The 26,936-nt window shown below is 60.8% G+C and carries 14 protein-coding genes; 6 read left to right on the forward strand and 8 right to left on the reverse strand.

The window, feature by feature from the left end; translation table 11 throughout:
- Positions 1–58 precede the first annotated feature (58 nt).
- The 3 genes from BMZ66_RS20470 to BMZ66_RS20480 form a co-directional block, all read right to left on the reverse strand.
- Positions 59–580, reverse strand: coding sequence for a hypothetical protein (locus BMZ66_RS20470; RefSeq protein WP_092677880.1), 522 nt, complete (start codon positions 578–580; stop codon positions 59–61).
- A 43-nt stretch (positions 581–623) separates the two neighbouring features.
- Positions 624–1,829, reverse strand: coding sequence for a homogentisate 1,2-dioxygenase (locus tag BMZ66_RS20475; protein ID WP_092677882.1), 1,206 nt, complete (start codon positions 1,827–1,829; stop codon positions 624–626).
- Positions 1,830–1,976: 147 nt separating this feature from the next.
- A complete protein-coding gene (locus tag BMZ66_RS20480) occupies positions 1,977–3,650 on the reverse strand; it encodes a S41 family peptidase (protein WP_092677884.1) in 1,674 nt (557 codons plus the stop codon).
- Between the two features lie 471 nt (positions 3,651–4,121).
- On the opposite strand from BMZ66_RS20480, the gene ruvX reads away from it, so the two are divergent.
- The 6 genes from ruvX to BMZ66_RS20510 all read left to right on the forward strand — a co-directional run bounded on the left by ruvX (position 4,122) and on the right by BMZ66_RS20510 (position 10,909).
- Complete coding sequence (ruvX, locus tag BMZ66_RS20485) at positions 4,122–4,547, forward strand: Holliday junction resolvase RuvX (protein ID WP_092677887.1); 426 nt, start codon at positions 4,122–4,124, stop codon at positions 4,545–4,547.
- A gap of 108 nt (positions 4,548–4,655) precedes the next feature.
- A complete protein-coding gene (gene def, locus BMZ66_RS20490) occupies positions 4,656–5,255 on the forward strand; it encodes a peptide deformylase (protein ID WP_092677890.1) in 600 nt (199 codons plus the stop codon).
- Positions 5,256–5,338: 83 nt separating this feature from the next.
- A complete protein-coding gene (locus BMZ66_RS20495; protein WP_234795187.1) occupies positions 5,339–6,316 on the forward strand; it encodes a zinc dependent phospholipase C family protein in 978 nt (325 codons plus the stop codon).
- A gap of 295 nt (positions 6,317–6,611) precedes the next feature.
- Entirely contained in the window at positions 6,612–7,901 is a 1,290-nt protein-coding gene (locus BMZ66_RS20500) for an LruC domain-containing protein (RefSeq protein WP_092677893.1), read from the forward strand.
- A gap of 193 nt (positions 7,902–8,094) precedes the next feature.
- A complete protein-coding gene (locus BMZ66_RS20505; protein WP_092677895.1) occupies positions 8,095–8,469 on the forward strand; it encodes a DMT family protein in 375 nt (124 codons plus the stop codon).
- A 127-nt stretch (positions 8,470–8,596) separates the two neighbouring features.
- Positions 8,597–10,909: a patatin-like phospholipase family protein gene (locus BMZ66_RS20510; RefSeq protein WP_092677897.1), complete on the forward strand. Its 2,313-nt coding sequence runs from the start codon at positions 8,597–8,599 to the stop codon at positions 10,907–10,909.
- Between the two features lie 43 nt (positions 10,910–10,952).
- Here BMZ66_RS20510 and BMZ66_RS20515 read toward each other — a convergent pair whose 3' ends face one another.
- The 5 genes from BMZ66_RS20515 to BMZ66_RS20535 form a co-directional block, all read right to left on the reverse strand.
- On the reverse strand, positions 10,953–11,783 hold the full coding sequence (locus BMZ66_RS20515) for an MIP/aquaporin family protein (protein ID WP_092677899.1): 831 nt from the start codon (positions 11,781–11,783) through the stop codon (positions 10,953–10,955).
- Between the two features lie 48 nt (positions 11,784–11,831).
- Complete coding sequence (locus BMZ66_RS20520; protein WP_143080314.1) at positions 11,832–12,548, reverse strand: alpha/beta fold hydrolase; 717 nt, start codon at positions 12,546–12,548, stop codon at positions 11,832–11,834.
- Positions 12,549–12,730: 182 nt separating this feature from the next.
- Positions 12,731–15,865 carry a rhamnogalacturonan lyase family protein gene (locus BMZ66_RS26370; RefSeq protein ID WP_092677903.1) on the reverse strand — a complete coding sequence of 1,045 codons (3,135 nt, stop codon included), beginning with the start codon at positions 15,863–15,865 and terminating at the stop codon, positions 12,731–12,733.
- A gap of 395 nt (positions 15,866–16,260) precedes the next feature.
- Complete coding sequence (locus BMZ66_RS20530; protein ID WP_092677905.1) at positions 16,261–17,181, reverse strand: NAD(P)/FAD-dependent oxidoreductase; 921 nt, start codon at positions 17,179–17,181, stop codon at positions 16,261–16,263.
- Positions 17,182–17,325: 144 nt separating this feature from the next.
- Positions 17,326–26,667: a T9SS type A sorting domain-containing protein gene (locus tag BMZ66_RS20535; RefSeq protein WP_177204831.1), complete on the reverse strand. Its 9,342-nt coding sequence runs from the start codon at positions 26,665–26,667 to the stop codon at positions 17,326–17,328.
- Positions 26,668–26,936 lie beyond the last annotated feature (269 nt).

Below are 26,936 nucleotides of genomic sequence, written 5' to 3' on the forward strand. Positions count from 1 at the left end.
CCGGCCCTTATCGGGGCCGGCGTTGGCGTTTTTGTTTGAACCCGGTTTTCAGCTGACCTTAGAGCGGGTCGGCGGTTACTTTGAAGGTGGCATCCGACCGAACGGTGAAATCGTTGGCGTTGAAGCCTATCACCCTCGCGTCCACGGTCAGCTCATACTTTTCGGCTTTGAGGTACTCGTCGAGCTTGGCAGTGGTGGGCACCAGCGTGATGACGTTGGTTCCACGGGGCACGGTCTGCAGGTTGGCCAGCAGAATCTTGTTGTTGGCGCCGGGGGTGTTGATGAAAATATCAATCTTTTCCAGGAAGTCGAACGTGGAGCCGCTGGGGTTGGTCACGGTCAGCACCATCCTGCTCAGGTACACGTCTTTCACCTTCTCGCGGGAGGTTTTGTTGTTGCGAAACGACTCGGCCGAGCCGGTAGTCACGCTCACGGGCGGCAGCTGCGCTCCCACGAAAAAGCCGGGGATAGTCACGCTTTGGGCCACGTCCACATTGAAGGTCAGCAGCTTGTCAATCTTCTTGCAGCCGACCAAGGCCAGAAACAGCACCAACGGTGCAAGCAGGAGTATCTTTTTCATTGAATTATAATAGTTTGAGAGATTATATAGGGCACGGCAAAAATTAATCCATCATGTCGGCCGCCCGGGGCGGGTCGGGCACGAAGCCGGGGTTCCAGCTCATGGGGTAGCGGGCGTCGACGTAAGGCAGGGCGGCCTCGGTGAGGTAAAGCGGGCGGAAGGTATCGAGCATGACGGCCAGCTCGTGGGTTTCTGTTTTGCCGATGCTGGCCTCTACTGTGCCCGGGTGCGGGCCGTGCGGCAGGCCCGTGGGGTGCCAGGTAAACGAAGCCAAATCGACGCCCTTGCGCGACATGAAATTGCCGGCCACGTAGTACAGCACTTCGTCCGAATCGACGTTGGAGTGGTTGTAGGGCGCCGGAATGGCGAGCGGGTGGTAGTCGAACAGGCGCGGCACAAACGAGCAGATGACGTAGTTGTGGCCCTCGAACGTCTGGTGCACGGGCGGCGGCTGGTGCAAGCGCCCGGTGATGGGCTCAAAATCGTGAATGCTGAAGGCGTAGGGGTAAAAGTACCCGTCCCAACCCACCACGTCGAAGGGCGAATGCGCGTAGGTCAGCTCGTGCAGCATGCCTTCTTTCTTAACCTGCAGCACATAGTCGCCCTCCGGAAAGTCGTCGGTGATGAGTTCCGACGGTGGGCGCATGTCGCGCTCGCAGTAGGGCGAGTGCTCCAGCAGCTGGCCGAAATGGTTGCGGTAGCGGCGCACGGTTTCTACTGGGCTGAACGACTCAATAATCATGAGACGGACCGGGCCTTCCTCGAAATGCAGCTGGTGAATGACGGTGCGCGGCACCACCACGTAGTCGCCGGGCTCGAAGGCTACTTTGCCCATCTGGCTCCACAGCTCGCCGCGGCCTTCGTGCACAAAAATCACTTCATCGGCCTGGGCATTCTTGTAATAATACGCCATCCGCCGTTCCGTGGGATTGCAGATGCTCATGGTCACGTCGGCGTTGCCGAGCAGGGTTTGCCGGGCGGTCAGGTAGTCGCCGCCGGTGCTGGTTTGGGCCAGGGTGCGCAGGTGCTCGGGCTGCAGCGGCCGGTCTTTCAGCAGCTTGGGGGCATACGGCCGCGGCTGGCCCACGTGCTTAATCTGAGTGGGCGGATGCACGTGGTAGAGCAACGACGATACGCCGTGGAAGCCCAGCGTGCCCACCAGCTGCTCCGAGTAGAGCGTGCCGTCGGGCTGCCGAAACTGGGTGTGGCGCTTGCGAGGAATTTGACCGAGACGATGGTAGTGCGACATAACAGAGGGGTGGGATTTGAGTAGTGAAGTTACGGGCTCCGCCTGCTATTGGGTTCCTGAGCAGTGCGCGCAGGCTGAACTACACGTGTTGGGAGGGCCTGCATGGCGTTCTGCTGTACTCGGTTCAGACTCTTAATTCTACTCTCATTACTTCCCAAGCAACGCCAGTTGGGCAGTGCTGTCGCCCACGGCGTGCAGGGCACGCTGCAGTTCGGGGTCCTGCTCGCGCAGCACCGTGTAGTACGCCACCGGCCCGTAAGCACTGCGGGCAATGAATGCCTTGAGCTGATTGCGCAGCAACGGAGCACAGCGGCGCATGGCGGCCGCATCGGTCTTGGCGCCGGCTTGGGCGGCCTGGGCCGCCAGGCTCACAAGCTGGGCGTCGGTGATGCGAAAGGTGGCGTTGAACTGCTCGAAGCGCAGGCCTTCAAGTTCGGCCTTGTTGGCTTGGTAAAACGCCAATGCGTAGGCACGGGCCACGCCGTGGCTCATCAGCTTGGTGAAGTAGGCCGAGTGCGCCAGCGTGTCGCGGGGCACAAACACATCGGGCATGATGCCGCCGCCGCCGTACACCACGCGGCCGTGGTCGGTGCGGAAGCGAAGCTCTTTGGCAAAGCGCACGCTGTCGGCGGTGGTTAGTTCGCCGTTGGTGAGGCGGTTGGCGAGGTCACGGCTGTAGTCGGCGTGGCTGGCACCGTAGGGCTTTTGAATGGAGCGTCCGGAGGGCGTGTAGTAGCGGGCAATGGTCAGGCGCAGCTCGCCGCCATCGCTGAGGGCTATGGGTTGCTGCACGAGGCCTTTGCCAAAGGTGCGACGCCCTACGAGGATGGCGCGGTCGTGGTCTTGCAGGGCGCCGGCCACGACTTCGGCTGCTGAGGCGCTGCCTTCGTCCACCAGCACCACCAGGGCGCCTTGCTCGAATTCGCCGGCCACGCGGGCATAGGTCTGCGAATCGTAATGCTCGCCCTTGCCGTCGGTGTACACAATTTTGCGCGAGCCGCCAATGAACTCATCGGCCAGGCGGGTGGCCCGGTCGAGGTAGCCGCCAGGGTTGCCGCGCAAATCGAGCACAAGGCGGGTGAGGCCTTGGCGGCGCAGGTCGATTAGGGCTGCCTTGAACTCGTCGTAGGTATTCGAAGCAAAGCGGCTCACCTTGATGTAGCCCGTTTGGTCATCAACCAGATAAGCCGCGTCGACCGATGAATTAGCAATGCGGCTGCGGGCAATGGACAGTAGCAGCGGGCGGGCCAGCCCCCGGCGACGAAGCTCCATGCTGACGGTGCTTCCGCGCGGGCCGCGCAGGAGCTCGGTGAGGCGACTCATGGTGAGGTGGGCCCCTGACACCCGGCGGTTGGCGATGCTCATCACCTGGTCGCCGGGTTGCACGCCGGCCTGTTCGGCTGGGCCGCCGCTGAGCGGGGCCACCACGGTCATGGTATCGCGAAACAGGTTAAACTCAATGCCGATGCCGTCGAAGTCGCTTTGCAGAAAGGCGTCGGACTTTTCGCGGTCACGCGCCGGAATGTAGACGGAGTGCGGGTCGAGCTTTTCCAGCATCTGCGCCACGGCGTAATCGGCCAGGCGGTCGGTGTCGACGGAGTCGGCGTAGTCCCGGTCGACGTAGCTCAGGATTTCCTTGAAACGCAGGTAGCCGCGCGCCGTGGCATCGGGGTTGTCAGAGGAAGGCCGAAACGGATTATTAGCGACCAGCATGCCGCAGCCCACGGCCAGCACCAGCAAAGCCCCTTGGCGCAGCCACCCGTACCGCTTGGTGGCAGCGGGCCGGCCGGTATCTGGTGCAGCAGGCAAGGGAGCAGCCATGCGTGTAAAACGAGTACTAGCGAATAGATAAAACTCAAATAGATACCAAAACTATTGAAATTTTCCTGGTCACAGGCAGAGCAAGTCCCTTATAGGGATATTTCATAAATCAATACAATCATTTCATTTAAAAGGCAAATACCGACTCCATGGCCGGGATATTGCAATTATTCGGCATTGTGTAGCCGTATTCCCACCCCGCACTACACTATCACTTTATTATGAAACACCATATACAGCCTTTCTGAAGGCTGCTCGCGTTTAGTCGAACTCAATTACTTCGTGCGGTCACCTTATATCAACCCATCCAACTAGGGCCTGCTCCAGTGACAATAACTCCAGGTAGCAACTACTGATACTCTCGGCCCCGGCTTCGGCGCAGGCAATGAATTGAGGCCTCCCGGCCCGGGCGTATCTTTGCGGCGGCAATACCTGCCACTGCATACGCTTCGCACATTCACCACCGGGCACATGGGCCGCATCCTCGCCATCGATTACGGAAACAAGCGCGTGGGCCTGGCCATCACCGACCCCATGTGCATGATTGCCTCGCCCCTGGAAACCATCCACAGCCAGGACCTGGTGGCGTATGTGCTGGCTTACCACAAGCGGGAGCCGCTGCGGGCGGTGGTGGTGGGCATGCCACGCACCCTGCTCAACGAGCCCACCGACGTGACCAGTGCCGTGGTGGGCCTGCTGCGCCGCCTGCGCCGCGAGCTGCCCGAAGTGCCCGTGCACGAGCTTGACGAGCGGTTTACCTCCCGCATGGCCCACGCCACCATGCTGGCCGGCGGCCTCGGCCAAAAGGCCCGCCGCGACAAGGCCACCGTAGACCGCATCAGCGCCACCATCATTCTTCAATCCTTTCTCGAATCGCCGCTGATGCGGGAAATTTAGTTGGTGGTTGTTTGTTGTCAGTTGTTAGCCCGGAGGGGAGATGACTGACAACATCCACAGCAATTACCTCTGACAACCGACAACGAATACCTGACAACGACCACCGTTATGATTTACTCCATTGTCGCCATCGGCGACCCCGTGCTGAAAACCAAAGCCAAAAACCTACCCACCGACCTGCCCGCTGCCGACTTGCAGCAGCTGATTGCCGACATGTACGAAACCATGTACTACGCCCACGGCGTGGGCTTGGCCGCGCCCCAAATCGGCAAAGGCGTGCGCCTTTTTGTGATGGATTCGGGCCCCATGGTGGAGGTTGACGAGGAAGACCAGGAGGAAGGCGAAGAGTTGGAAGCCCCCATCAAACGCGCGTTCATCAACCCCGTGATGGTGAGCGAAACCGGCGAGCACTGGGGCTTTGAAGAAGGCTGCCTAAGCATTCCCGGGGTGCGGGAGCTGGTGCAGCGCAACGCCGACATTGTGCTGCGCTACGAAGACGAAAACCGCCAGGTGCACGAGGAAGCCTTCACCGGCATGGCCGCCCGCATCATTCAGCACGAATACGACCACCTAGAAGGCATTCTCTTTACCGATAAGCTTTCGGCCTTCAAGAAGCAGCTGCTGAAGGGCAAGCTGGCCCGCATCAGCAAAGGCGACGTGAAGCACGACTACCGCATGCGGTTTGCGGGCGACGGCAAGCGGCGGTAGCTGCTGGCAGGCACCGGCGCGGGCATTGGCTCTGGGAAAAGCCTACCGTTGACTTTGCCAGCCGGCCCTATACCTTGTTAGTCGTGAAAAAGTACGTACTGCTGCTGTTGCTTAGTTTGCCGCTGCTGTTTCTGGCGCGCCAGGCGCAGGCCTGGGGTTTTTTTGGCCACCGCCTGCTCAATCGGCTGGCGGTGTACACACTGCCGCCAGCCATGGTGGGCTTCTACAAGGCCAACATCGAGTACCTGACCGCCAACGCCACGCGCCCCGATTCGCGGCGCACCCTGGTGCCCGGCGAGGCGCCCAAGCACTTTCTCGACGTGGACCGCTACGGCGACAGCGCCGCGTACAGGCTGCCGCGCAAGTACGCCGATGCCGTTGCGCGCTACGGCGAAGACTCGCTGCTCCGCCACGGCATAGTGCCCTGGAACGTGGTGACGATGAAAAACCAGCTCACCGCCGCCTTTCAGGCTCGCGACACCGACCGCATCTTGCGCCTTTCGGCCGACATGGGCCACTACATTGCCGATGCCTGCGTGCCGCTGCACACCACCCGGAACTACAACGGCCAGCTCACGGGCCAGCGCGGCATTCACGGCCTGTGGGAGTCGCGCCTGCCCGAGCTGCTGAGTGCCGACTACGACCTGTTTACGGGCAAAGCCAAGTACCTTGATAGCCCCAGCGATGCCATTTGGGGCGCGGTTATCCGCTCGCATGCTGCCGTAGACTCGGTGCTGCGGTTTGAGCGCGAGCTGACGGCCCAATACGCCGGCGACCAGAAATATGGCTACGAGCAGCGCGGCACTCAAACCATTCGCACTTACTCGCGGGAGTTCAGCCGGGCTTACCACGCCCGGCTCAACGGCCAGGTGGAGCGTCAGATGCGCTACGCGGCGGCCCTCATCGGCAATTTCTGGTATACGTGCTGGGTCGATGGCGGCTCGCCCGACCTTAGCAAGCTGGCGCGCGCCCCTTCCGAAACCGAACGGCAGCGCCTGGAGCGCGAAGCCAAGGAAACCGCCGCAGCACCGATAAGCACAGTACACGGCCACGACGAATAGTACCGTGACTCAGGGCTTAGGTCTCTGGATGTAGCACGAATCTTGTAGCCACCGCCTCAGAGCGAGCTAAAGTGCGTGGAAATACAGCTACAACTTCGCGCTACTAAAAGCGGCATTTACCCCAACCATATGCCCCTCTTATGTACCAAGCGCCCGCAGCCGCCGACCTATAACCTCAGCCTTGGAACAACGTATAGAGCAACCTGAAATAAACTATATACCAAAACCCGTGAGTAACAACTAGGTTCGCAGTGCCGAAGCTGATAACTACTCGCTTAACCAGCACACTCGCCTTATGATATTAGTCAGAAGTTTACTCAAAAAATCCGGGCTGCTTTCGTTGCTGGTTTTGCTGCTGGCTTCGCAAAGCTGCACCAAAAAAGAAGCCGAAGTGAAGCCCGACGAAAACCAAACGCTCGGCGGCATCAGCAAAATCACCGGCAGCATTCCCGGCTCGTGCAAGCAGGTGTGCCTGGTGGCTAACCAAAGCAAATACGTGGGCGCGGTGGGCCTGGTCACGCGCAACGGCGAATTGCTGGTGACCTACAAACTAACCACGCCAGGCGTTTACCTCACGGAGGTTCACCTGGATATTTTCACCAGCCTGGCGCAGCTGCAGGCCGCCGGAAAGCTGAGCGGCGCCGGCGTGGTGCCCACAAAATTTGAAGTTTCGCGCACCTGGACACCCGCCGACCAGACAACCACCTTCACCGCCATCATTCCGAAGGCGTACGTGGACCAGCTGAGCAGCGACTGCTATTTCGTGGCCACTAACGCCGTGCTCTCCAACGGCGATAAGGCCTGGGGCGGGCTGTGCACCGACGCGGCCGATGGCGTGGCGCAAGACGGCGCCAAGCAGTTTGCCGGCAGCCCGGGCTCCGGCTACTTCGAGTTTTGCAAAACCGACTGCGCCCCCGGCATTGTGTATACCTACGCCTGGGAAGACCGGCAGGCCAACGGCAACGACAGCGACTACAACGACCTGGTGGTGCAGTCAACCATTGCCAAGTCGGCCAGCGAGCTGAAGGTGAATTTCCAGCTGGTGGCCCGGGGCGCCACCTTCGACCATAAGGTGCGGTTTCGGATTCCGAAAACGGGCATAGCCGGCATTTTCGGCTCTACGTCTTACACCCAGGATGCCAATTTTTACTACGTAACCGTGTTTGAGAGCACCAAGACTGCCCTTCCCGGTCCGGGCGGGTTTGCCAATACCACCTCCCAGCCGCCGTGTGTGCCCTTCGTGCGCCGGGAAGTGGTGATGACCCTCAACAACGCCTTCTCCTACAACAGCGCCAAGCCCTTTGAGCCCTACATCACGGTGTTCAACTCTGGCAATGCCACCTCGGGCACTGGCTACGACCTCTACATCCACGAAGTATCAAATCGGGACACCTGGACGGCCGCCAACGGCAAGTCCTACCCGAACGGCATCCTGATTCCCTTGGACTGGCGGTGGCCGCTGGAAGGCGTCACCATCACGGGGCCATACCCGCGCTTCACGAGCATCACCGACGGGTTTACGGCCAACTGGGCGGGGGCTCCGGTCGACCCATCCAAAACCTTCGACAAAAGCATCTGCCAGTAGCGGGCCCCGGCTGCCTGTTGGTACTAGCCCTCCAGAACCATGGTTTTGGAGGGCTATTTTGTGGCTGCGGCGCGGCTAAGCTTTGGGAAGCAAGCTGTTTGGAACGGCCAAGCCCTATGCAGGCGCTGGTCGAAGCCTGGCTGCTTTCGTTATTCATTCACCCCCGACCTGGCCTTTATTCCCTTTTAAAGTCATGAAAGGCATATCCTCCCTCCTGCTGCTGACCATCTCTAATCTGTTCATGACATTTGCCTGGTACGGGCACCTGCACCTGTTCAAGAAAATGGCTTGGTTTGCCAAATTGGGGCTGTTCGGTGTCATTATGGTGAGCTGGGGGCTGGCGTTGTTCGAGTACATCTTCCAGGTGCCGGCCAACCGGCTGGGGTTTGAGGGCAATGGCGGACCGTTCAGCTTATTTCAGCTGAAAGTGATTCAGGAAGTCATCTCGCTCACGGTTTTTTCGCTTTGCGTGGTGTTCGTTTTCAAAACCGACAAACTGGCCTGGAACCACGTGGTGGGCTTTCTGCTGCTAATAGCGGCGGTATATGTAGTTTTTAAGAAATGGTGAGCCACTACCACCACCAACCGCGCTGCCCATACCAAAAGCAGGGCAGCGTACTTGCGTACAACAACCCGCCCAACTTGCGCGGCGTAGAGAAAACCGTTTGGGCTAAAAAGCCCATTTCCTTGCTTTTATGCTAAAAATATTACCGCGTACTGTTGTGTTTATGGGGCTGGGCTGGTTGCTGGCATTCTCGGCCCAGGCCCAGCGCGTGGGCGTGGTGCTGAGCGGCGGCGGCGCCAAAGGCATTGCCCACGTGGGGGTGCTCAAGGTGCTGGAAAAGAACGGCATCCCCATCGACTACATCATTGGCACCAGCATGGGCTCCATAGTGGGGGCGCTGTACGCGGCGGGCTACTCGCCACGCGAAATGGAGCAGCTGATGCTGCGGCCCGATTTTCAGAACTGGGTGAGCGGCAAACTGACCGAAGATAAGACCTTCAACTACCTCACGGCCGAGCCATCGCCGTCGGCCCTGCGGGTGGGCGTGGCGCTGGACTCTACGTTTCGGGCCCGCGTGAGCACCAACCTGGTCAACGACCTGAACCTGAACTTCGCTTTGGCCCGCACGCTGGCCCCAGCCGCCGCCCAGGCCAACTACGACTTCGATAAGCTGTTTGTGCCCTTCCGCTGCCTGGCGGCGGAGGTGTTTACGCGCAAGCAGGTGATTCAGAAAAGCGGCTCGCTGGCCGATGCCGTGCGCAATTCCATGACGGTGCCGTTGGCCTTCCGGCCCATTCGCAACCCCGATGGGCGCTACCTGTTTGACGGCGGCATCTACAACAACTTCCCCACCGATGTCATGCGCAAAGAGTTTGCGCCCGACGTCATCATTGGGGTGAACGTGGGTGATGTGGCGTATAAAAAGTATCCGTTTGAGAAGGACGACGACCTGCTGACCGGCACGCTCCTATTCCTTGGCGCCAACGTGGCTGATACTTCCAGCGTGGGCAAAAACGGCATCTTCATTCAGCCCGATTTGGAAGGCTTCGGCGGCACCGACTTCGACCGCGTGAACGCCCTGATTGCCAAAGGTGACACCGCCACCCAGCGGCAGCTCGAATTGCTCAGGAAACGTATTCCCCGGCGCGTAGATACGCTGGAGCTGCAAAAGCGCCGGCAGGCATTTCAGGCGGGGGCGCCTGCGCCGCGCTTTGTGCAGGTGCGGGTGCAGGGCCTGCGCCCCGAGCAGAACGCCTACGCCCAGCAGTTTTTTCGGCGTTCGGGCAGCACCTATACCATCGACGGCCTGGAGGAAGGTTACTTCCGGCTGGCGTCGGACGACTTTTTCCGCAACATTTACCCGCGCCTCAAGTTCGACCCGGCTCAAAACGGCTACGTGTTGAGCGTAGACGCCCGCCAGAACAACAACGTGTCGGCCGAAGTGGGCTTTGTGCTCAGCAACCGTCCCCTCGACAACCTGTATGTGGGCCTGGAGTATCGCTACCTGCGCCGGCTGCTGTACACGGCTGCGGCCAACGTGAGCCTGGGCCGCTTCTACAACGGCGCCCAGGGCAGCTTCCGGGTGAACGTGCCCGGCCGGCTGCCCTTCTACGTGGAGCCAACCATCACCTACAACCGCTGGGACTACCAGAACACCAGCGGCCTGCTCGGCCGCGACGTGCTCAGCACCCAGGTGCGCCAGCAAGACACCAAAATCGGCGCCCAGATTGGGGCTAGCCCCAACTACCGCAGCCGCATTGTGCTGGATGTGGGCGCCTTCTACCTCAGCGATGACTACGCCAACGTGCGTGAAATAACGAGTTCGACGAGGCTCGACAAAACCAATTTCCGGGGCGGCACGGCGGCCCTGCAGTTTGCCCGCAACTCCCTCAACCGCAAGCAATACGCCACCCGTGGCAAGCGGAGCGTATTAACCCTGCGGGGCGTAACCGGCTCGGAAGACTACCGAGCCGGCGACACTTCGCTACAGGAAGGACTCTCCCAAAACCACCAATGGGTGCAGCTCCGCGGCACCTTAGAGAAATACTTCTCGCTTAAAGGCGACAAACACTCCTGGGGCTACTACGCCGAGGTAGTGGCTAGCACACAGGGCGTATTTGCCAACTACCGCTCCAGCCTGACTACAGCGCCAGTGTTTGCCCCGTTGCCCGACTCGCGCACCTCGTTTATGGACAACTACCGCTCGCCGCGCTACACAGCCGTGGGCTTGCGCTACGTTCTGCCCGTGCTGGGCCGCCTGGAGTGGCGCAACGAGGTATTTACTCACGTAAACTACCGCCCCCTGCGGCAAACCGACGAGCAGCGGGCCGTGAAAAGCAACGGCTTCGAACGGCCGCGCCTCACGGCGAGCTCGGGCCTGGTTTTCCAGACGCCCGTGGGCCCGCTGGCGGTGCACGCCCTGTTCTACGACGACCCCTCGCGCCGCTTCAGCGTGTATGGGCACTTGGGCTACCTGCTGTTCCGCAGCCGGGCACTGGAATAAGCGAGTTTGCCGAGAAGTGCTTGTCAAGAGGCGTTTGGCTCACTCACTCCGCTTTGGCGGGGTAGTGCGGCGGCGCTTCGGCGTGCGGCGAGTTGGGAGTTGCTTCGCAGCCGGCCACGATGGCACACGCCAGCGGCTGCCCGAGGCGGAAGCGCAGAAACAGCATCGTAGCCAGCCACATGGCCGTCGTTGGCGCCACAAAGTACACCCACAGGCTTTCGAAATCATCGGCAACTACGGCCGACGCCAGCGAGCGCGCCGGGTTCAGGCTCATGCCCGAGTAAGGTGTTTCGAACAGAATATAGATGGCGAGTAAGGCCCCTACCAGCCAGCCAGTGACCTTTTTGAGGCGCTTGTGGTGCAAGGCGGTGAGCAGTACGCCCATCAGGATAAATGAAATAATGAATTCGGCCACAAAGGCCACGCCTGGCCCCGCGGGCCCGGGCTTGGTGGTGACGTAGTGCACGCTGGGATGGGCATAATAGCCTCCGAGCACCTTCGCCCACAGCCAGGCGCTGGCAATGCCGCCCAGCCCCTGGGCCAGCACGTACCAGAGCGCATCGGCCAACCGGATTTTGCCCATTTGCCAGAACGCCAGCGTGACGGCGGGGTTTATGTGAGCGCCCGACTGCTTGCCCCAGGGGCTGTACACCACGGCCACTATCACCAGGCCCATGCCTAACCCAACCAAGCCCAGCCGCACCATTTCAAATTGTGACCCTGGCAGCGCCTGGTGCAGCGGCGAGGCCGGATGCTCGAACGCGACGGTGAGCAAACTGCCCCAGGTAATGAAGAAAGCCAGGCCCGCAGCCTCGGCCAGGTAGTGCCGCCAGTGGCAGCGAAGCGCAACATATAATTCGGTGGCGAGGGACATAGGTAGAGTGACAAGGCTGGCAGCCCAACGCAGAGCAGCCAGGCGCTGCTAAGCCGGCGCCTGCACCAAGGCGGCTACGGCGGCGGGGGCTTCGAGGGGCAGCAAGTGTCCGGCGTGGGGCTGTACGCCCAAGGGCGTGCCCGGGGGCAGCCACGGCAGGGTTTGTTGGCGTTGGGTTTGGGGAGTAATGGCGCGGTCGTGCGCTCCTACCAGCACGGTACAAGGCACTTCCAGCTGGGGCATCAGCGGCGAAATATCTTCGCGGGAGCCGCGCTCCAGCCACGCGTTCCAGGCCGGGCGTTGGCTGCACAGGTTGTCGGCCACTACCTGGCGGTGCAAAACCTGCGACAGGGGCTGCTGGGTGATGTTGCGAAAGGTTTGCTCGGCGGCGGCCGGGTGGCCAAACGCGGCCAACGCCGCGGCCCGGCTGGCATCGGTGAAGGGCTCGGGGGTGGGCGGCGAGGGCGACAACAGCAACAGCCGCTGCAGGCCCGGCGGGCGGCGGGCCGCCATGGCCAGGGCAATTTTGCCGCCCATGCTGTGCCCCAGTAGGGTGTACTGGCCCACGGCATGCTGCCGCAGGTAGGCCGCCACCCAATCGGCGTAGGCTTGCACCGAATAGTCGAACCCGGCCGGAGCCGGCTGCTGGCCAAACCCGGGCAGGTCGGGACTCAGCAGCCGCACCGTGGGCAACAGCGCGCGCAGGGCGTCGAATTCGTGGCCGGCGCCGGCCCAGTAGTGCAGGGCAACGAGGGTAGTAGGCATAAACAGCAGCGGTGAGCAAACCCCTACAGCTGAGCCAGGCAGGGCTTCAACAAGCAGCACCTTGCCCAACTTGTTTGCCCGGCACCCGCAGCAAGCAGCGGGCCTGCCGCAGCCAGGGCAGCAAGGCAACAAAAAAGGGCTGCCAAAGCGGCAACCCTTTTTCAACGCATCAACAGCAAAAGCTACCTGACTATCATCAGCTTTTGGGTTTGCACCTGGCCATTGAGCACCAAGCGGCAGGTATACAGGCCGGTGGGCAGCCCTTTGCTTTCCAGGGTCAGCGTGTAGGCTTGGCCGGCTTCGGCCACCCCATCGAATAGGGTAGCCACCACCTGGCCAATGCCGTTGAACACCTGCAGGCGGGCCGCGCTCTGCCCGGCGCTCTGGAAGCTGATGCTGGTGCGCTCCATGAACGGATTAGGATAAGCTTCGAAAGCGGTGGGCCGGGCCAGTGCGGCGGTTGCTGCCTCGGCGCTGGCAACGGTGCCGGGGCAGGCGCCCAACACGTCGCGGTACCCGGCGCTGGTGAGGCGCTCCTGCACATCAGCCGCATCGATGCAAATGGTATTGCCGTTGTGGCACAGCAGCACTTTGTCGTTCTTGTTGCCACACACGGCGTTTATCACGGTGAGGGTGACGGTGGCCGTGGCCGTGCAGCCGTACTCGTTGGTGGCCGTCACGGTATAGGCATAGGTACCTGGCGCCGTGGCCGTGAACACCGGCGCATCCCCGGCGGCGGTGCTCAGGCCAGCGGCTGGGCTCCACTGGTAGCTCACGCCTCCCGAGGCCCGGAGCGTGGCTGCTTGCGGCCCATAGCCCAGGTAAAGCGTAGTAGGCACGCCGCCGGTATACACAGTGCTCGAGGGCGTGACGGCAATGCTTGGCGTGGGAATGCTCCCGACTACCGTAACCGTGGCCGCTGCCGTCGCGGTGTTGCCGTTGTTGTCGGCGACCGTGAGGGTGACGCGGTTTTCGCCCAGCGTGGCACAAGTAAAGGTGGCCGGGCTTGCCACGATGCTGGCGATGCCGTAGTCGTCGCTGCTGCCATTGTCCACGTCAGCGCCTGAGATGCTGGCCGTGCCATTAACCAAGGTCACCGTAAAATCTTTGCTGAGCACGGTGGGAGCCACTAGGTCCTGCGCCTGGAACGACCACACGCTGCCCACAGCTACTTCGCCGTCGCGGGTGCCTTCGCCGTCTTTCAGAGCGTCTACGCGCCAGTAGGAGGTGCCCAATGGATTGGCTCCAGCCAGGAGGTACTCCGACTGTGTTATGCCTTCGGCTACCAGCTGCAGGGCGCCGGGCGAACTACCCACGAATACATTGTAGCGGTCGGCGGCACCGTCCCAATCCAGGCGAATGTCTTTGCCATACACGGCGGCTGCGTTGGCGGGCGCCAGGTAGCTGGCGGGGCTCACCATGGGCGTAATAGCGGCGCCAATCAGGCTGATGTTATACGTGGGGGCCGTCATGCCCTCGCCCAGGTAGAAGCTGGGGTGAGGCGGCTGGTTGTAAGCCGAGTTCTGCAGCGCCACCTGGGTCCGGTACTGCGCATCGTGCATCAGCGTGGGAATGCGGGTGGCCGTGGGGATGGTAGTGGTGTAAATGAGCAGCTGGGTGTTGTCGGCGGAGCGCAGAATGAACTCCTCGCGCCAATCGCCGAAAATATCAGCCGAAATGCACGGGTTGGCCTTGGTGGTGTTGATGGTCTGACCGGTGCCATTTTCAGGCAAGCTGGGCGTCAGCAGGCGGGAGAGGCTATTGGTGAGATAATTCCACTTTTCCAATCGCACCGTGCTAACCCCGGTGGTGGAATTATAACCAGCATCGAGGAGCTCGCGCTGCAAGTCGCCGTCCCACCACAGGCCGAAGTTCACCGTGGGCTTGGCCGTCCCGATTTGCTCGCCTTTGGCATTATACAGCCCTCCCGAGGAGCCCCACATTTCATAGCCCAGGTGCCTCGGGTCGATGTCCGCGGCCATGGCCCGACCTATATCGCCGGTTGTGTTCACGCCCCACAGCAGCTCGCCGGTGCGGGCGTCGCGCAGCTGCAGTCCTTTGCCAGCGTATTGGGAAGGCGTTTCGTGCGACATCCACACTTCTTGGCCGGGCCGGGAGGGGTCCATGTCGGTCATGTGCAGGGCGTCGCCGTGGCCGTAGCCGGTCGAATACAGGCCGCGGCCGTCGTCGTCGATGATGCTGGCGCCGTTGCAGATTTCGTCTTTGCCATCGCCGTCCACATCGCCCACTGTGAGCTGATGGTTGCCCTGCCCAGCGTATGCGCCGTTGCCGGGGTCGTTGCTGTCGAAGGTCCAGCGGTGGGTGAGCTGGCCATTGCGCCAGTCCCAGGCCACGCGCACCAGGCGGGTGTAGTAGCCGCGGCCCATCACCAGGCTGGGGCGCTGGCCGTCGAGGTAGGCAATGGCCGAAATGAAGCGGTCGACGCGGTTGCCGTAGCTATCGCCCCAGCTGCTCACGGCGCCACGGGCGGGCAGGTAGGCAGTGGTGGCCATGGCCGCACCAGTCAGGCCGTTGAATACGGTCATGAATTCGGGGCCAGCCAGCACGTAGCCGGCCGTGTTGCGATAGTCGGCCGCCGCATTGCCAATCACTACGCCCTGGCCATCCACGGTGCCATCGGCGGTTTTCACCGAAATTTCAGCTTTGCCGTCGCTATCGAGGTCGTACACCATGAGCTGGGTATAATGCGCCCCGGCGCGAATGTTGCGGCCCAAATCGATGCGCCACAGGCGGGTGCCGTTCAGCTTGTAAGCATCGATGTAGACGTTGCCCGTGTAGCCCGACTGCGAGTTGTCTTTGGCGTTGGAGGGGTCCCATTTCAGCACTATTTCGTATTCACCGTCGCCGTCCAGGTCGGCCACCGAGGCATCGTTGGGGCTGTAGGTGTAGGCCTCGCCGGTGGGGGTAGTGCCGCCGGTAGGCACTTGCAAAGGCACCGACAGGAATTGCTTGGCCTGCACCAGCGCCGTTGACGAGCCAGCCTGCTCCACGCCATTCACCACAGGCCGCACACTGTAGGTGGCGTTGGCCGTGGTGTTGTCGACGAAGTTGGTGGAGTTGGTGATGGGCGCGGCATTGGCTTTCACTGCGCCGCGGTACACGTTGAAGGCGATGCCGCTGGGGTCGTTGCCAAACAAGCGCCAGCCTACATAAACCTGATTGCTGCTGGTGCGCACGGCCACTACGCCGCGATTGAGTTTTTCGAGGACTTTCTGGGCCTGCGCCGGCGCTATCAGCAGCAGGCAGGCCACGCAAAACAGCAGCGCTGCTTTGAAAGAGGGAACATTTGTTATCATAGTAGAGCAGGGAATTTTGGGGTATGGTGGAAAAGGACAAACGACTGCGGCGGCAAACCGCTGACCATCCAAAAGTCCTTAATCACACTAACCCAAGCGTCCTGCTCATTCCTGTTTTTTGTTAAGAATCAGCACACACGGTTCTTCACCCATGCATCGGCAACCCGCTTGCAAGCGCCTGGAGCAAACCAGCTTTGCGAATGCTTTCGCCTGGCCATGAGGGTACAGGTAAGTAAGTTTCTGCTTGTTGAAGCCCGGTAGGCAAGGGAATTAAATTGGCTGGCTACTGCCCCACGCAGCGATGGGCTGATTTACGCATGCTGTTTTCCCAATTTTGCTTTCAACGCATACTACAATTCGAGCCATTATGCCCTTGTTCCTTCACAATTGCCCCATTAGCGCGGGCACTCCTCGCGTGTCAGGCCTTCGTTGATAACGATGGCTGCTTTGTTGCCGGCGGCGGCGGCTAGCAGGGCTTGCTGGGTGCCGGGCGTGGTGTCGCCGGCCGCGTAGAGGCCCGGAATAGAAGTTTGCATAGAAGAGTCGACCCAAACGGCGCCTTTGCTGGTGTGTCGGGCGCCCACCTTTTCGGCCAGGTCACTCCGCTGGTGCTGAGGTGCGTGCAGAAACAGAGCCGTGCGCTCCAGCTCGCTGCCATCGGCAAACTGAACGCACCGCAAATCGTTGCTTTCGGTACCCACCAGCCGGACGACCTGCTCCTCAACAATCCGAATTTTCTGGCGCCGCAGCCGGCGCCGGGCGTTGGGAGAGAGGTGGCCCGGCCCGTCGGTCACCACCACCACATCGGGGCTCCAGCGGCTCACTAGCAGCGCCAAGCCCGTCACAATGCGGCCCCGTCCGTACACGGCCAGGGGCTGGCCCCGCACCTCCCAGCCATGGCAATAGGGGCAGTGCAACACGCCCCGGCCCCACAGCTCGCGAAAGCCCGGCAGCGGCGGCAGAATATCGGCCACGCCAGTGGCCAGCAGCACGCGCCGGGCCGTGACGGTGACCGGCAGGTCGTCGGCGGTGCCCACACCCGTAGCCCGGAAGCCCCTGCCCTCTTGGGTAATATTTTCGATTTCCAGGCACTGCACCTCAACTGAGTCGTATTGCTGCAGCTGTTCGTGCCCCAGGCGCAGCAACTCAGCCGGCTGAATGCCGTCGCGGGTCAGGAAGCCGTGCACACCCGGCGAGGCTTCGTTGCGCGGCCGGCCACCATCGGCCACCAACACCCGGCGCAGGCAGCGCCCCAGGGTGAGGGCCGCCGAAAGGCCGGCGCTGCCCGCCCCGATAATTAAAACATCGTATTGCATCACAAAGAAAATAGGCTCGCGTAAGCCAGTTCTAACCCAAACCGCGGCCCAGGGGTTACGCCAAACTGCTCAGCTAAAACACAAAAAAGCCCTTCCCGAAGCGGAAAGGGCTTTTTTTCCTTCGTCGGCAAGCCGACTGCAGCCTTATTCTTTAATAAGACGCTTGGTCAGGTTGACCACCTGGCCACCGTTCTGGCCACGTACCAGCAGCGTGTAGGTGCCGCTGGCAATGGTGTTCAGCTCCAGGGTGTGCGCCAAGCCAGCGGTGAGCGTGGTGTTCAACACGGTCCGTCCGGTGGCGTCGAGCAGGCTCACCTGGTAGGCACCCGCGGGCAGCTGGCTCAGGTCGAGCTTGGTCTCGGCGGTAGCGGGGTTAGGATACACGCTGATGGAAGGCACCAAAGCCTTGGTGAAGGTTACGGTGCGCACGGGCGAAAAGGTGGCCGTGCCGTCGGTATCCACCTGCTTGAGGCGGTAGTACACCAGGCCGCTGGCCTTGCGGCCGATGCCCGCGTCGGTCAGGGCGTAGTCCGTCGCGCTGGACTTGGTGCCCTGGCCCCGCACCTGGCCAATCGCGGCGAAGTCCACCCCGTTGAGGCTGCGCTCCACTTCGAACCGGTCGTTGTTCTTCTCCGTGGCTGTGCGCCACACCAGCGCCGCGTCCAGGTTTTTCACTGCGGTAACAGTGAACGTTACCAACTCTACGGGCAACGGGAAGCTGCCGATGACGAACGTAACGGGCTGCGTGGTAATGCCGCCGTAGGCGTCAACCGTAGTGATGGTGACCACATAAGTACCCGTGCGCAGTGCCGTAGCATTGCTCACGAAAAGCTGGCCGGTAACGGTGTTCAGGCTAACGCCAGCCGGCAGGGGGTTGGAACCCGAAGCCAGAGCGATGCTGCGCACACCGTTGTCGATGACCGCCCCCGCGCTGGAGTACGTGCCGCCGTTGACATCAAACACGTTGCTGATGATGTCGCCGTTGGCGTAGGGCGAAGCGCCGCCGCGCACCGGCGTGTTGGTGTAGAGCGAGGCATTGTCCTGGCCTACCATCAGCGTGTACAGGGCCACGTTGCTCAGCGCGCTGTTGTTGTCCGTAGCCGTGTAGGTGAAGTAGGCATTGCCGACAAACCCACTGGCTGGGTCAAAGCGCAGGCTAATCGCCTGGGCGGTCGTCAGGCTCAGGCTGGCAAAGTTGGCGGCCGTGATGGCCGTGAAAGTGCTGCCGCTGCTATTGTAGAACAGCACACCTTCGCTGGTGGCGGGGATGCTGCGCACCTGGTAACGGAAAATCGTACCATCGGAATCGGTAGCCACTAGGGGCGAGATAGCCATGGCATCGGCCGTGTTGCCTTGCGGTGCCTGCAGCGCATTCACCACGTTGTTGGCTAGGGGCGCTACGTTGGTTACCGTGTTGTCTCGCGTAGTGGTAACGCTAGCCGAGTTGTTGCCGGTGTTGATTTCGCCGGAGGCGGTTACCGCAGCAGTGATGGTCACGGTGTTGCTGCCCCCGGTGGGAATGATGAGGCTGAAGGTGTTCGTCACCACCCCGTCGGCACCCGGCGCCTGGTTGGTTACAGCTGGGAAGGTAATGGTTCGCCCGTTGCCAGACAGCGTGCCGCCGTTGGAGATAGACGCTGGGTCTACGTCCACGTTGTTGGGCAGGTTCACCGTCTGCGTAACCGAGAGAGTGTTCGAGGGACCGTTGTTGATGGTCAGCACCGTGTAAGTCACGCGGGAACCGCCGGCGGCCGTAGCCGGGCCGGTGATGGTGGTCACGGCGTCGTAGCGCGCGTTGATGTCCACGCTGACAGTAGCGGAGTTGTTCGTGCTGGTGGGGTCGGACGTGGTCGAGGAAGTAGCCGAAGTAGCTACCAGCGGGCCAGTGGTCGGAGCCGTCAGCTGCACGCTATAGTTCACGCTATTGCCGCTGGCCTGGCTGGCAATTACCGGCCAAGTCACTGTGCCGGTGGTGGGGTCGTACACACCGCTGTTGTTTGGCACTACATTGCTGAGGCCGGCTGGCAGGTACATCACCGGGGCCACATTCAACGCCGGGTTAGGGCCAGCGTTGCTGAAGGAGGCCGTCAGCGTCAGCGTAGCATTGGCGTTTACGTTGCTGGGGGGCGCAACAAAGGCCGTGGCGATGTTAGCCGAAGCTTGTACCAGGCTGTTCGTCGTAGCCGGAGCCACGCTCGTTTGCAGGGCCTGGCTGTTGTTGGTGGGGTTGGTGTCGGCGGTGCTGCTGCTTACCGAGGCGGTAGCAGTCAGTTGGCCACCCACCGCGTCGGGCATGTTGAACCGCACCGCGTACGTCTGGCTAGCACCAGCGGCCAGGCTGCTGATGGGTGCAAATGTTACGAGGCCCGAAGTGCTGTTGTAGTTGGCACCGGCTGGCACCACCACTCCAAGTAGGTTCGGGAAGAGTTGCAGGGTGGTAGTAACGTTGCTTGCCGCCAGTACGCCGTTGTTGGTCGTAGTCACGCCGTAGGTTACGGCATTGCCTATCACGGCCACTGTGGGGCCACTCAAGGCGACGGCCACGTCGGTTGCAGTTACTTGCGTGGTGCTGGTCGTGATGCTGGCCGCGTTGTTGGCGCTCACGCCATCAAAGCTGGTGCTGCTCACGCTGGTTTGCACCGTGAAGTTGTCGGCAACCGGAGCCGTGAAGCTGATGGTGAAGGACTGCGCAGCACCGGCCTCGGTGGTTGCCAAGGCGGGGAAGGTTACCAGGCCTGTGGTTGCGTTGTACGCACCGCTTACGACAGCACCGGTTTTATCGGTCACTACCACGTCGGTGAGGCGGCTGGGCAGCTGGGCAAACTCGGTTACACCACTGGCTGTGGCGTTGCCGGCGTTCACAAAGCTGGCCGTGTAGGTAACGGTCTGGCCGGCCACGGCGTTGGTGGGGCCCGTGATGGTGGTGGCCATATCGGCCGTCGTCCGCACGGTGACCACCGTCGCTGCCACGTTGTTGGCGGGCATGGGGTCCGAAGTGTTGCTGCTTACGGCAGCCGTAATTAGCATCTGACCGTTGTTGCCGACATTGGCCGGGGCGGTGAAATTGATGATATAGGTTTCGGAAGCGCTGCTGGCCAGCGAGGCAATAGCGGGGAAGGTAACCACGCCGGTCCGGGTGTTGTAGTTAGCGCCGTTGATGAAGGTCAGCAAGGGGCCGTTCATCGAGCCGCTCTGGCCACCCACGCCCAGGTCTGCCGCGCCGAAGCCCGGCAGCAGCTGCACGGTCTGCACCACGTTGGCCGAAGCGCTGGGTCCATCATTGGCGACCACCACTGTCAGGTTCACTGAAACGCCAGCGTCTACAGTGCGGGCTGAAGCCGTAATAGCCGTGCTGATGTTGGCCTGCTGCGTGGTGGCAGGCAGGATGTTGAGGTTGGCAGCCGAAGCCGCACCGTTCAGGTAAGCCGTGTTGTTGGTCACATTGCTTTCGCCTGCCGCCGTCGTGTTCGGAGTAACTACCGCCACCGGTGCGAAAGCCGTAGCCGGCGCGCTGAAGCTGATGGTGTTGGCCACCGTCTGGCCAGGCGCTAGTGAGGCGATGGGCAGGAACGTTACCAAGCCGTTGCCGCTGTTGTAGCTACCGTTGTTGCTCACGAATACATTGCTCAGGCCGCTAATCAGCTGCACTGTTTGCACGGCATTGGGGGCGGGCAGGCCGCTGGCATTAGTCGTGGTTACGTTCAGGGTCACAAGGCCACTGGCGGGTGCGCTGGCAGGGCCGGTCAGGGTCGTGGTCAGGTCAAAGCCCGTGGTCACGCGGATGGTGCTGATGGCTGTGTTGTTGGCCGTTGCGCCGCCCTCGTTGGTAGTGGTGCTCACGGAGGCTACCGCCGTGACGGAGCCGCTCGCGGGAGCCGGGAAGCTGATTACCGAGGTCAACGGCACACCAGCGGGCAGGTTGCCGATGGGGTAAGTCACCAAGCCGGTAGCACTGTCATAAGTACCGCCGTTGGTCACCGTTAGGCCAGCCAAACCCCCTGGAAGCTGCACGGTGGCCGTTACGCCAGCCGCTGTTTGCGAACCGTTGTTGGTCAGGGTCGCCGTGAAGGACATGGGCTGACCAGCTGGTACCGAGGCCGCATTTGGTGTCAAGGTAGCAGCCACATCGGCCGTAGCGTTCACGTTCAGGCTGAGGGTAGCCGTGTTTGGAGCCAGGTTGGTGCCTTCGGCGCTGCCAGTAGCCACGTTGCTGATGAGCGTAGCGGCCCCCGTAGCAGCCGGAGCCGTGAAAGTGAAGCTGAACGTATTGGCCGAGCCACTGGCCAAAGTAGCCAGGGTGCCGAAGTTGAGGGTGTTGTTGACGCTGTTGTAAGTAACGCCGCTGGGCAGCGCCGTCACTTGCGCAGCCGTGAGGCTGGCACCGGCAGGCAGCGTCACCACGCGGGTTACGTTAGCCGCCGTGCCCGGGCCCTGGTTGGCAAAAGTCACGCTGTAGGTCACGGGCTGGCCAGCACTGGGCTGGGCTGGCCCGGCTAGCGTAGTGGTCACGTCAACTGCTTCGCCCACCGTGAGGGCAAGCTGCGACTGGTTGTTGCCCGTGGCGCCGTTCTCACTGGTGGTGGTGCTGGTGTTGCTGCGAATCGTCACGCCGCCAGTAGCAACCGGAGCAGTGAAAGCAAACACGAATGAGGCAGTACCTGCGTTGGGCTGCGTCGTCAGGGTGGGGAAGTTGATGGTCGTAACCGAAGTCGCGCCAGTTCCGGTGGTGCCGAAAGTGGTGCCGGGATAAGCGGCTACGATGGTGTTCTGCTGGGCTGGAGTCAGGAACGCGCCAACTGGCAACGTTATCGCGCGAGTTACTGCTGCACCCGTGCTCGGGCCGTTGTTGGTGAACACGGCCGTGAAATTGCCCGTGGGCTGGCCTTGCAGAATGGTAGCCGGGCCGGTCAGGTTGGTCAGCACATCGGCTATCGGGGTTACGGTTATCGTAGTGCTGGCCGTGTTGTTGGTCGTAGCCCCATTCTCCGAGGTAGTGGTGCTCGTGGCCGAAGATGCCGTGATGGACGCGAACGTAGCCGCCACCGAAGGAATGTTAATGGTAACGTTGGCATTCGCGCCGCTGGCCAGAGTGGTCGGCGGAGTTGTAAAGGTTACTTCGCCGGTGGCGTTGTTATACGCACCGCCGGTCACAGTCACGTTCGTTCCCAAGCCAGCTGGCAAGGTGATGCTGCGCGTGTAGCCAACTGCGGTGTTGGGGCCATTGTTAGTAAAAATGGCCGTCAAGGTCAGGCTTCCGCTGGCATTCACTGGGCTAGGAGAAGCAGAAATTGTAGTAGCTACGTCAGCTACCTGTACTACCGGAATGGTGTAAGTAGCTGCGCCAGTCCCGATGGCCCCGCCGTTGTTGTTGGAAGTGCTGGCGATGCCGTTGGCATCAGTTACGGTGTAGTTAAAGAAAACCGAACCACCCGTGAAACCCGACACCGGCGTGTACGTCAGCGTGCTCAGCAAGGCGGGCGTAATCTGGGTACCAGCAATATTGGCCGCCGTCAGCACTAATCCATTATACGTAAGCGTGCCCGTAGCAGGCAGCGTGGTGATGGTGTAGAAGCTGATGCTGTTGCCCGCGCCGCTCACCGTAGCCGACAGGTTGGGATTGAGTACCGTTGCACCACTGGTGTTGGCCAGGGTTGCGTTCGTGAGGGTGTTTGGCACCGGAGCACTGTTCACCGTCACGTTACCCGAAAACTCCGAGGTAGCGTTAGCCAGCGTGGCCGTGCTGGTGAGCAGCGTGCCAGCCGCGTAAGTCGCAAAGCGGCCGGTCAGCGGAATAGTAAAGGTGAAGCGGTTGGTGTTGTCGGTTCCCTGGTTCAGGCCATTGATGAGGCCGGAGTAGCTGCCCGTGCCTGTGTTGGTGTCGGCGCCGCTGCCTTCGGTGAAGGTGCCCAGGTAGGTCTGGCCCTCACCGAAGCCACTGGGGTCGGCGGTGGTACCAGGATTAAAGAATTCAATGATAGAACCCGGGCGCGCAAAGCCTTGCACCACCAGGTTGGTACCCACAACAGTGGCCGAGGTGATAACCGGGAAGTTTAGCAGGCCGTTGGCGTCTCCGTCCGTGTCGTTCAGGTCGTTGATGGTAACAAAGGGCGAGCTACCACGGTCCAGGTTGTTGCCCGTAGCCAGCAAGTCAATGCCAATCTGGCCGCTGGCCGCGCCACCGGCCGTTGTCAGTACTGTGCCATTGCCAAAAATGGAGTTTTGAGTGAAGGTGCTGGTAGTAGTACCAGGCTGGGCCAGTATGCCCGCGCCGTAGTTGTTGCTGATAACGTTGAAGCTAATAACATTGGCTGCACCCAGCAGGCGCACGCCCGAAGTCTGACCACCGCCGTTCAAGCCATTGTTGCTGATGGTATTGTTGGTGATAAGCACATTGCCAACGCTGCCAGCCAAATCTACCCCAGGGCCCTGGTTTTGGGCAAACAAGTTGTTGCGAACTACGCCGCCGTTTACCCCCAGGCGAATACCGTCCGACGACGAGTTGCCAATGGCATTGCCGCGGATTTCGTTGCCTTCAATAAAGTAGCCGGTAGTAGTGCCGTTGCCGTTGCTATTCACAATCAACTCAATGCCGCCGGTGCTATTGAAACCAATGAGGTTATTGGAGATGGTGCCGCTGAAAAGGGTGTTGTCTCCCGCTGTTGTAGGCGCAAGGTAAATGCCCTGGCCGAGGCTGCGGCTGGCACCTGGGTCGGTGAAGCTGGTAGCCGTGGTGCCAATAACGTTGCCCGTGATGAGCGTGCCCGAAGTGGCACCGGTGGTCACGTAGATGTTGCCCGTGTTAGTGTTGTTGACCGTGTTGCCGAAGCCGTAGATGGCCAGGCCCGTCACGGTGGTATTGTTAGCGGCCAGGGTCAGGCCGTTATCGCTGCCTGCCTGGCCCGGTGTGCCCACAATCTGTACTTCGGGGCCATTGAGCTGGCTCAGGGCCGTAAGGTTGGTGCCCACGGTGCCGCCGGCACCCAAGGTCACGTTGTTGGTGTTGCCAACATTGGTGGTCTGCGTGGTGCCGTTGACGGACGTGCGGGCATCGGTGATGCTGGGCAGCGCCGATGCAGGTGTGATTACGGCCACGCCGTTGGTGAGGCCCGAAACCAAGCCCGCGCGCAAGCCCGCCGGAGGAGTTGCTGAGCCGTTCGGAATCATGAAAATAGAAGTCTCCACGCCAGCAGTCAGACCCGCCTGCGCCAGATTAGTATTGGTCAGCGCATTGGAGTTGATGAGGAACTGGCGCAATGAGCCCTGGCCTTGGTCGCGGGTGCTCGTGATGACATCGAAGTTGAAGCCAAAGTCGATGTTAGTCAAACCAGCCGCAGGTACAGTTATGCTCGTAATGGACTGAGGCGTGAGGGAATTGACACCCGTGCCGGAAGTGAGGGCAGCCAGCGTCTGCGAACCCGTGTTGGCAGCAGCGTCCTGTCTTTCGGGAGCTTCGCCGCCCACTCTATTCGTAACGCCGTTTACAAAAGTCTGAACCGCCTGCGTGTTGGCAGTGGTGAAGCCTGCATTCAGGGCGCGCACCGAATTTACCGTCGAGTTCACCACCCGCACCGTATAGGATGCGGCCGAAGGAACATTGAAAGAATACAGACCGGCCGCGTTGGTAGTTGTGCTGCCGACAAAGACTCCGCCAGCAGTATAAAGCTCAACCACGGTGCCCGCCTGGCGAATGGCCCCGGTGGCAAAGCCTGAGTTCACAGCCGCGGTATTGGCAGCGGCATAGGTACGCCCGGCACCGCCGCCGTAGTTCACGTCGTCAAATATGGTACCCGTCAGCAGGATGGGCGTAATGGCAATGCTGGCCGTGGCTGTATTGTTAGTAGTGTTGCTCTCCGCCGTGGTGGTGCTAATGGTGGAAGTTGCCGCCACAGGACCCGTATTGGGCGCAGTAAAGTTGATAGTGGCACTGAACGTGGCACCGGGAGCTAACGCGGTGGTAGGCGTACCGGAGAACGCAACCAATCCCGAAGACGGTACATACGTTCCGGTTACCCCCGTCGTGATATTGGTAAAAGTTACGTTGTTCAGGTTAGCCGGCAGCTGAACCTGGGCCACTACCCCAACCGCGTTATCAGCGGTAGAAGCATTGCTGTATGCTACGTTGAATGCTCCGGTGGTGCCGGCCGTAACGGTTGGCGCCACTGCCGCGATGGTCGTGGATACATCGGACTGGCCGCACCACGAGAAAGACTCGAATGTAAACACCTGCTGAATTGGGTCAGCAGCCGTGTTTGTGTTGGCATACGTCACTACAACCCGCGAAATGGCTTGGGGCCACGTCACAGTGGTATTAGCATCGGCGGTAGCACTGCTAGCAGTACCGGTGATGATGTTATTTCCCGAATAGACAGCAGAATTGCCAACGCTAATGTCAGCAGCGGTCAGGGTCACTAGCGTACCAGCAGCGGTATACCCTTCAAGTCGCAATTGGTCCGTCCAACCGGCCAAGTCGATGTCACCAAGCGACATGGTAAAGCCAACCAGCGGCCGGCTAAAGGAGAAGGTTACACTGGCAGTTTTTACCGTTGCCCCGTTAGCGTAGTCAGCGGTCCATACCAAGGCTTTCCCTGGCATGGTTGGGTTGTCTTCAATCCGCAGTGCAGTGGCGCCCTGCGCAACGGCCGGAGTAGTATAGGTACCAGCAGAAATAGTCACCCCCTGCACGGCCACCGACCGCGCTATGGTCCAGTCTTCTAACTCGGCGCGGCTATAGAACAACAAATTATTCCCCGAAGTACACGTTGCATTCCCAACGGGAATAGAGTAAAAAGCTGGGGTCGCATCCACTACCCCGCCGTTGTCCACAGATGTATACCGGAAAATGGCATTCCCGAAATAGTTTGCGACAGGGGTAAACGTCAGGTTCCCGGCATTAGCGACGCTAATACTTTGGTTCACCGTAACCGCCGTGCCATTGAGCGCGAGCACCCCAGCAGCAGCAGCAGGAAGCGCCGTGATGGTGTAAGAGGCAATGCTGCCGTCCGAGTCGGTCGCAAATAAAGGCGTTTGCAAAGTGGTGATGCCGCCCGTATTCAGTACGTTCTGCGACGTTTGCTCACGCGTTAGCGGGGCTTGGTTGACTGCCGCAGTATTGAGAATGTTGATGGTATACGTGGCATTGGTTGAAGCCGCGCCCGTATTGTCGATGCCCGCAAACGTGAAGCTTACGGAAGTATTTGCATTCCCATCCACCGGATTATAAGCCAGGTTGGGGAATTCAAACGGATTGACAAGTTGGTTTACAGCAGTAATCTGCACCGACCTGCCCGAACCCGTATTATAGGCAAAAAGCTGCCCGGCAGCGGGAAGCGAGGCAAAACGGAAAGATGCCAACGATGGGTTGCCATCGGGGTCGAGCACGTTTAGGTTCGTGATGACCGTTCTTCCATTTGCATCTGGTAGGCCATTGAACGTGACGTTTGCTGCCACCGGGTTTGCGGCCCAGGCTGGCGCGAGTCTCGAAAGCATACCTATAAGCAGCAGGACTGCAAATCGTAAGGGTATTCTCATTAAAAATGGTTTTTTGATTAATAGATATGAAATCCTGACTATGCCCTGAGCGGCTGTAAAACTGTTTTGAAAGCTTTGGACCAAAAGTCCGTTTACCTCTAATTGCTGCTTTCTCTGTCTGAACAGTGAGCTATTAGGAGGTTTGGCTACTGACTGATATGCGCCCCCGGTGGCTATTAGCCCGAGTCTCATCCAAGTCCGCAGCATAGCTACTATTGGTAGAAATG

The organism is Hymenobacter arizonensis, from assembly GCF_900115775.1.
GTDB classification, from domain to species: domain Bacteria; phylum Bacteroidota; class Bacteroidia; order Cytophagales; family Hymenobacteraceae; genus Hymenobacter; species Hymenobacter arizonensis.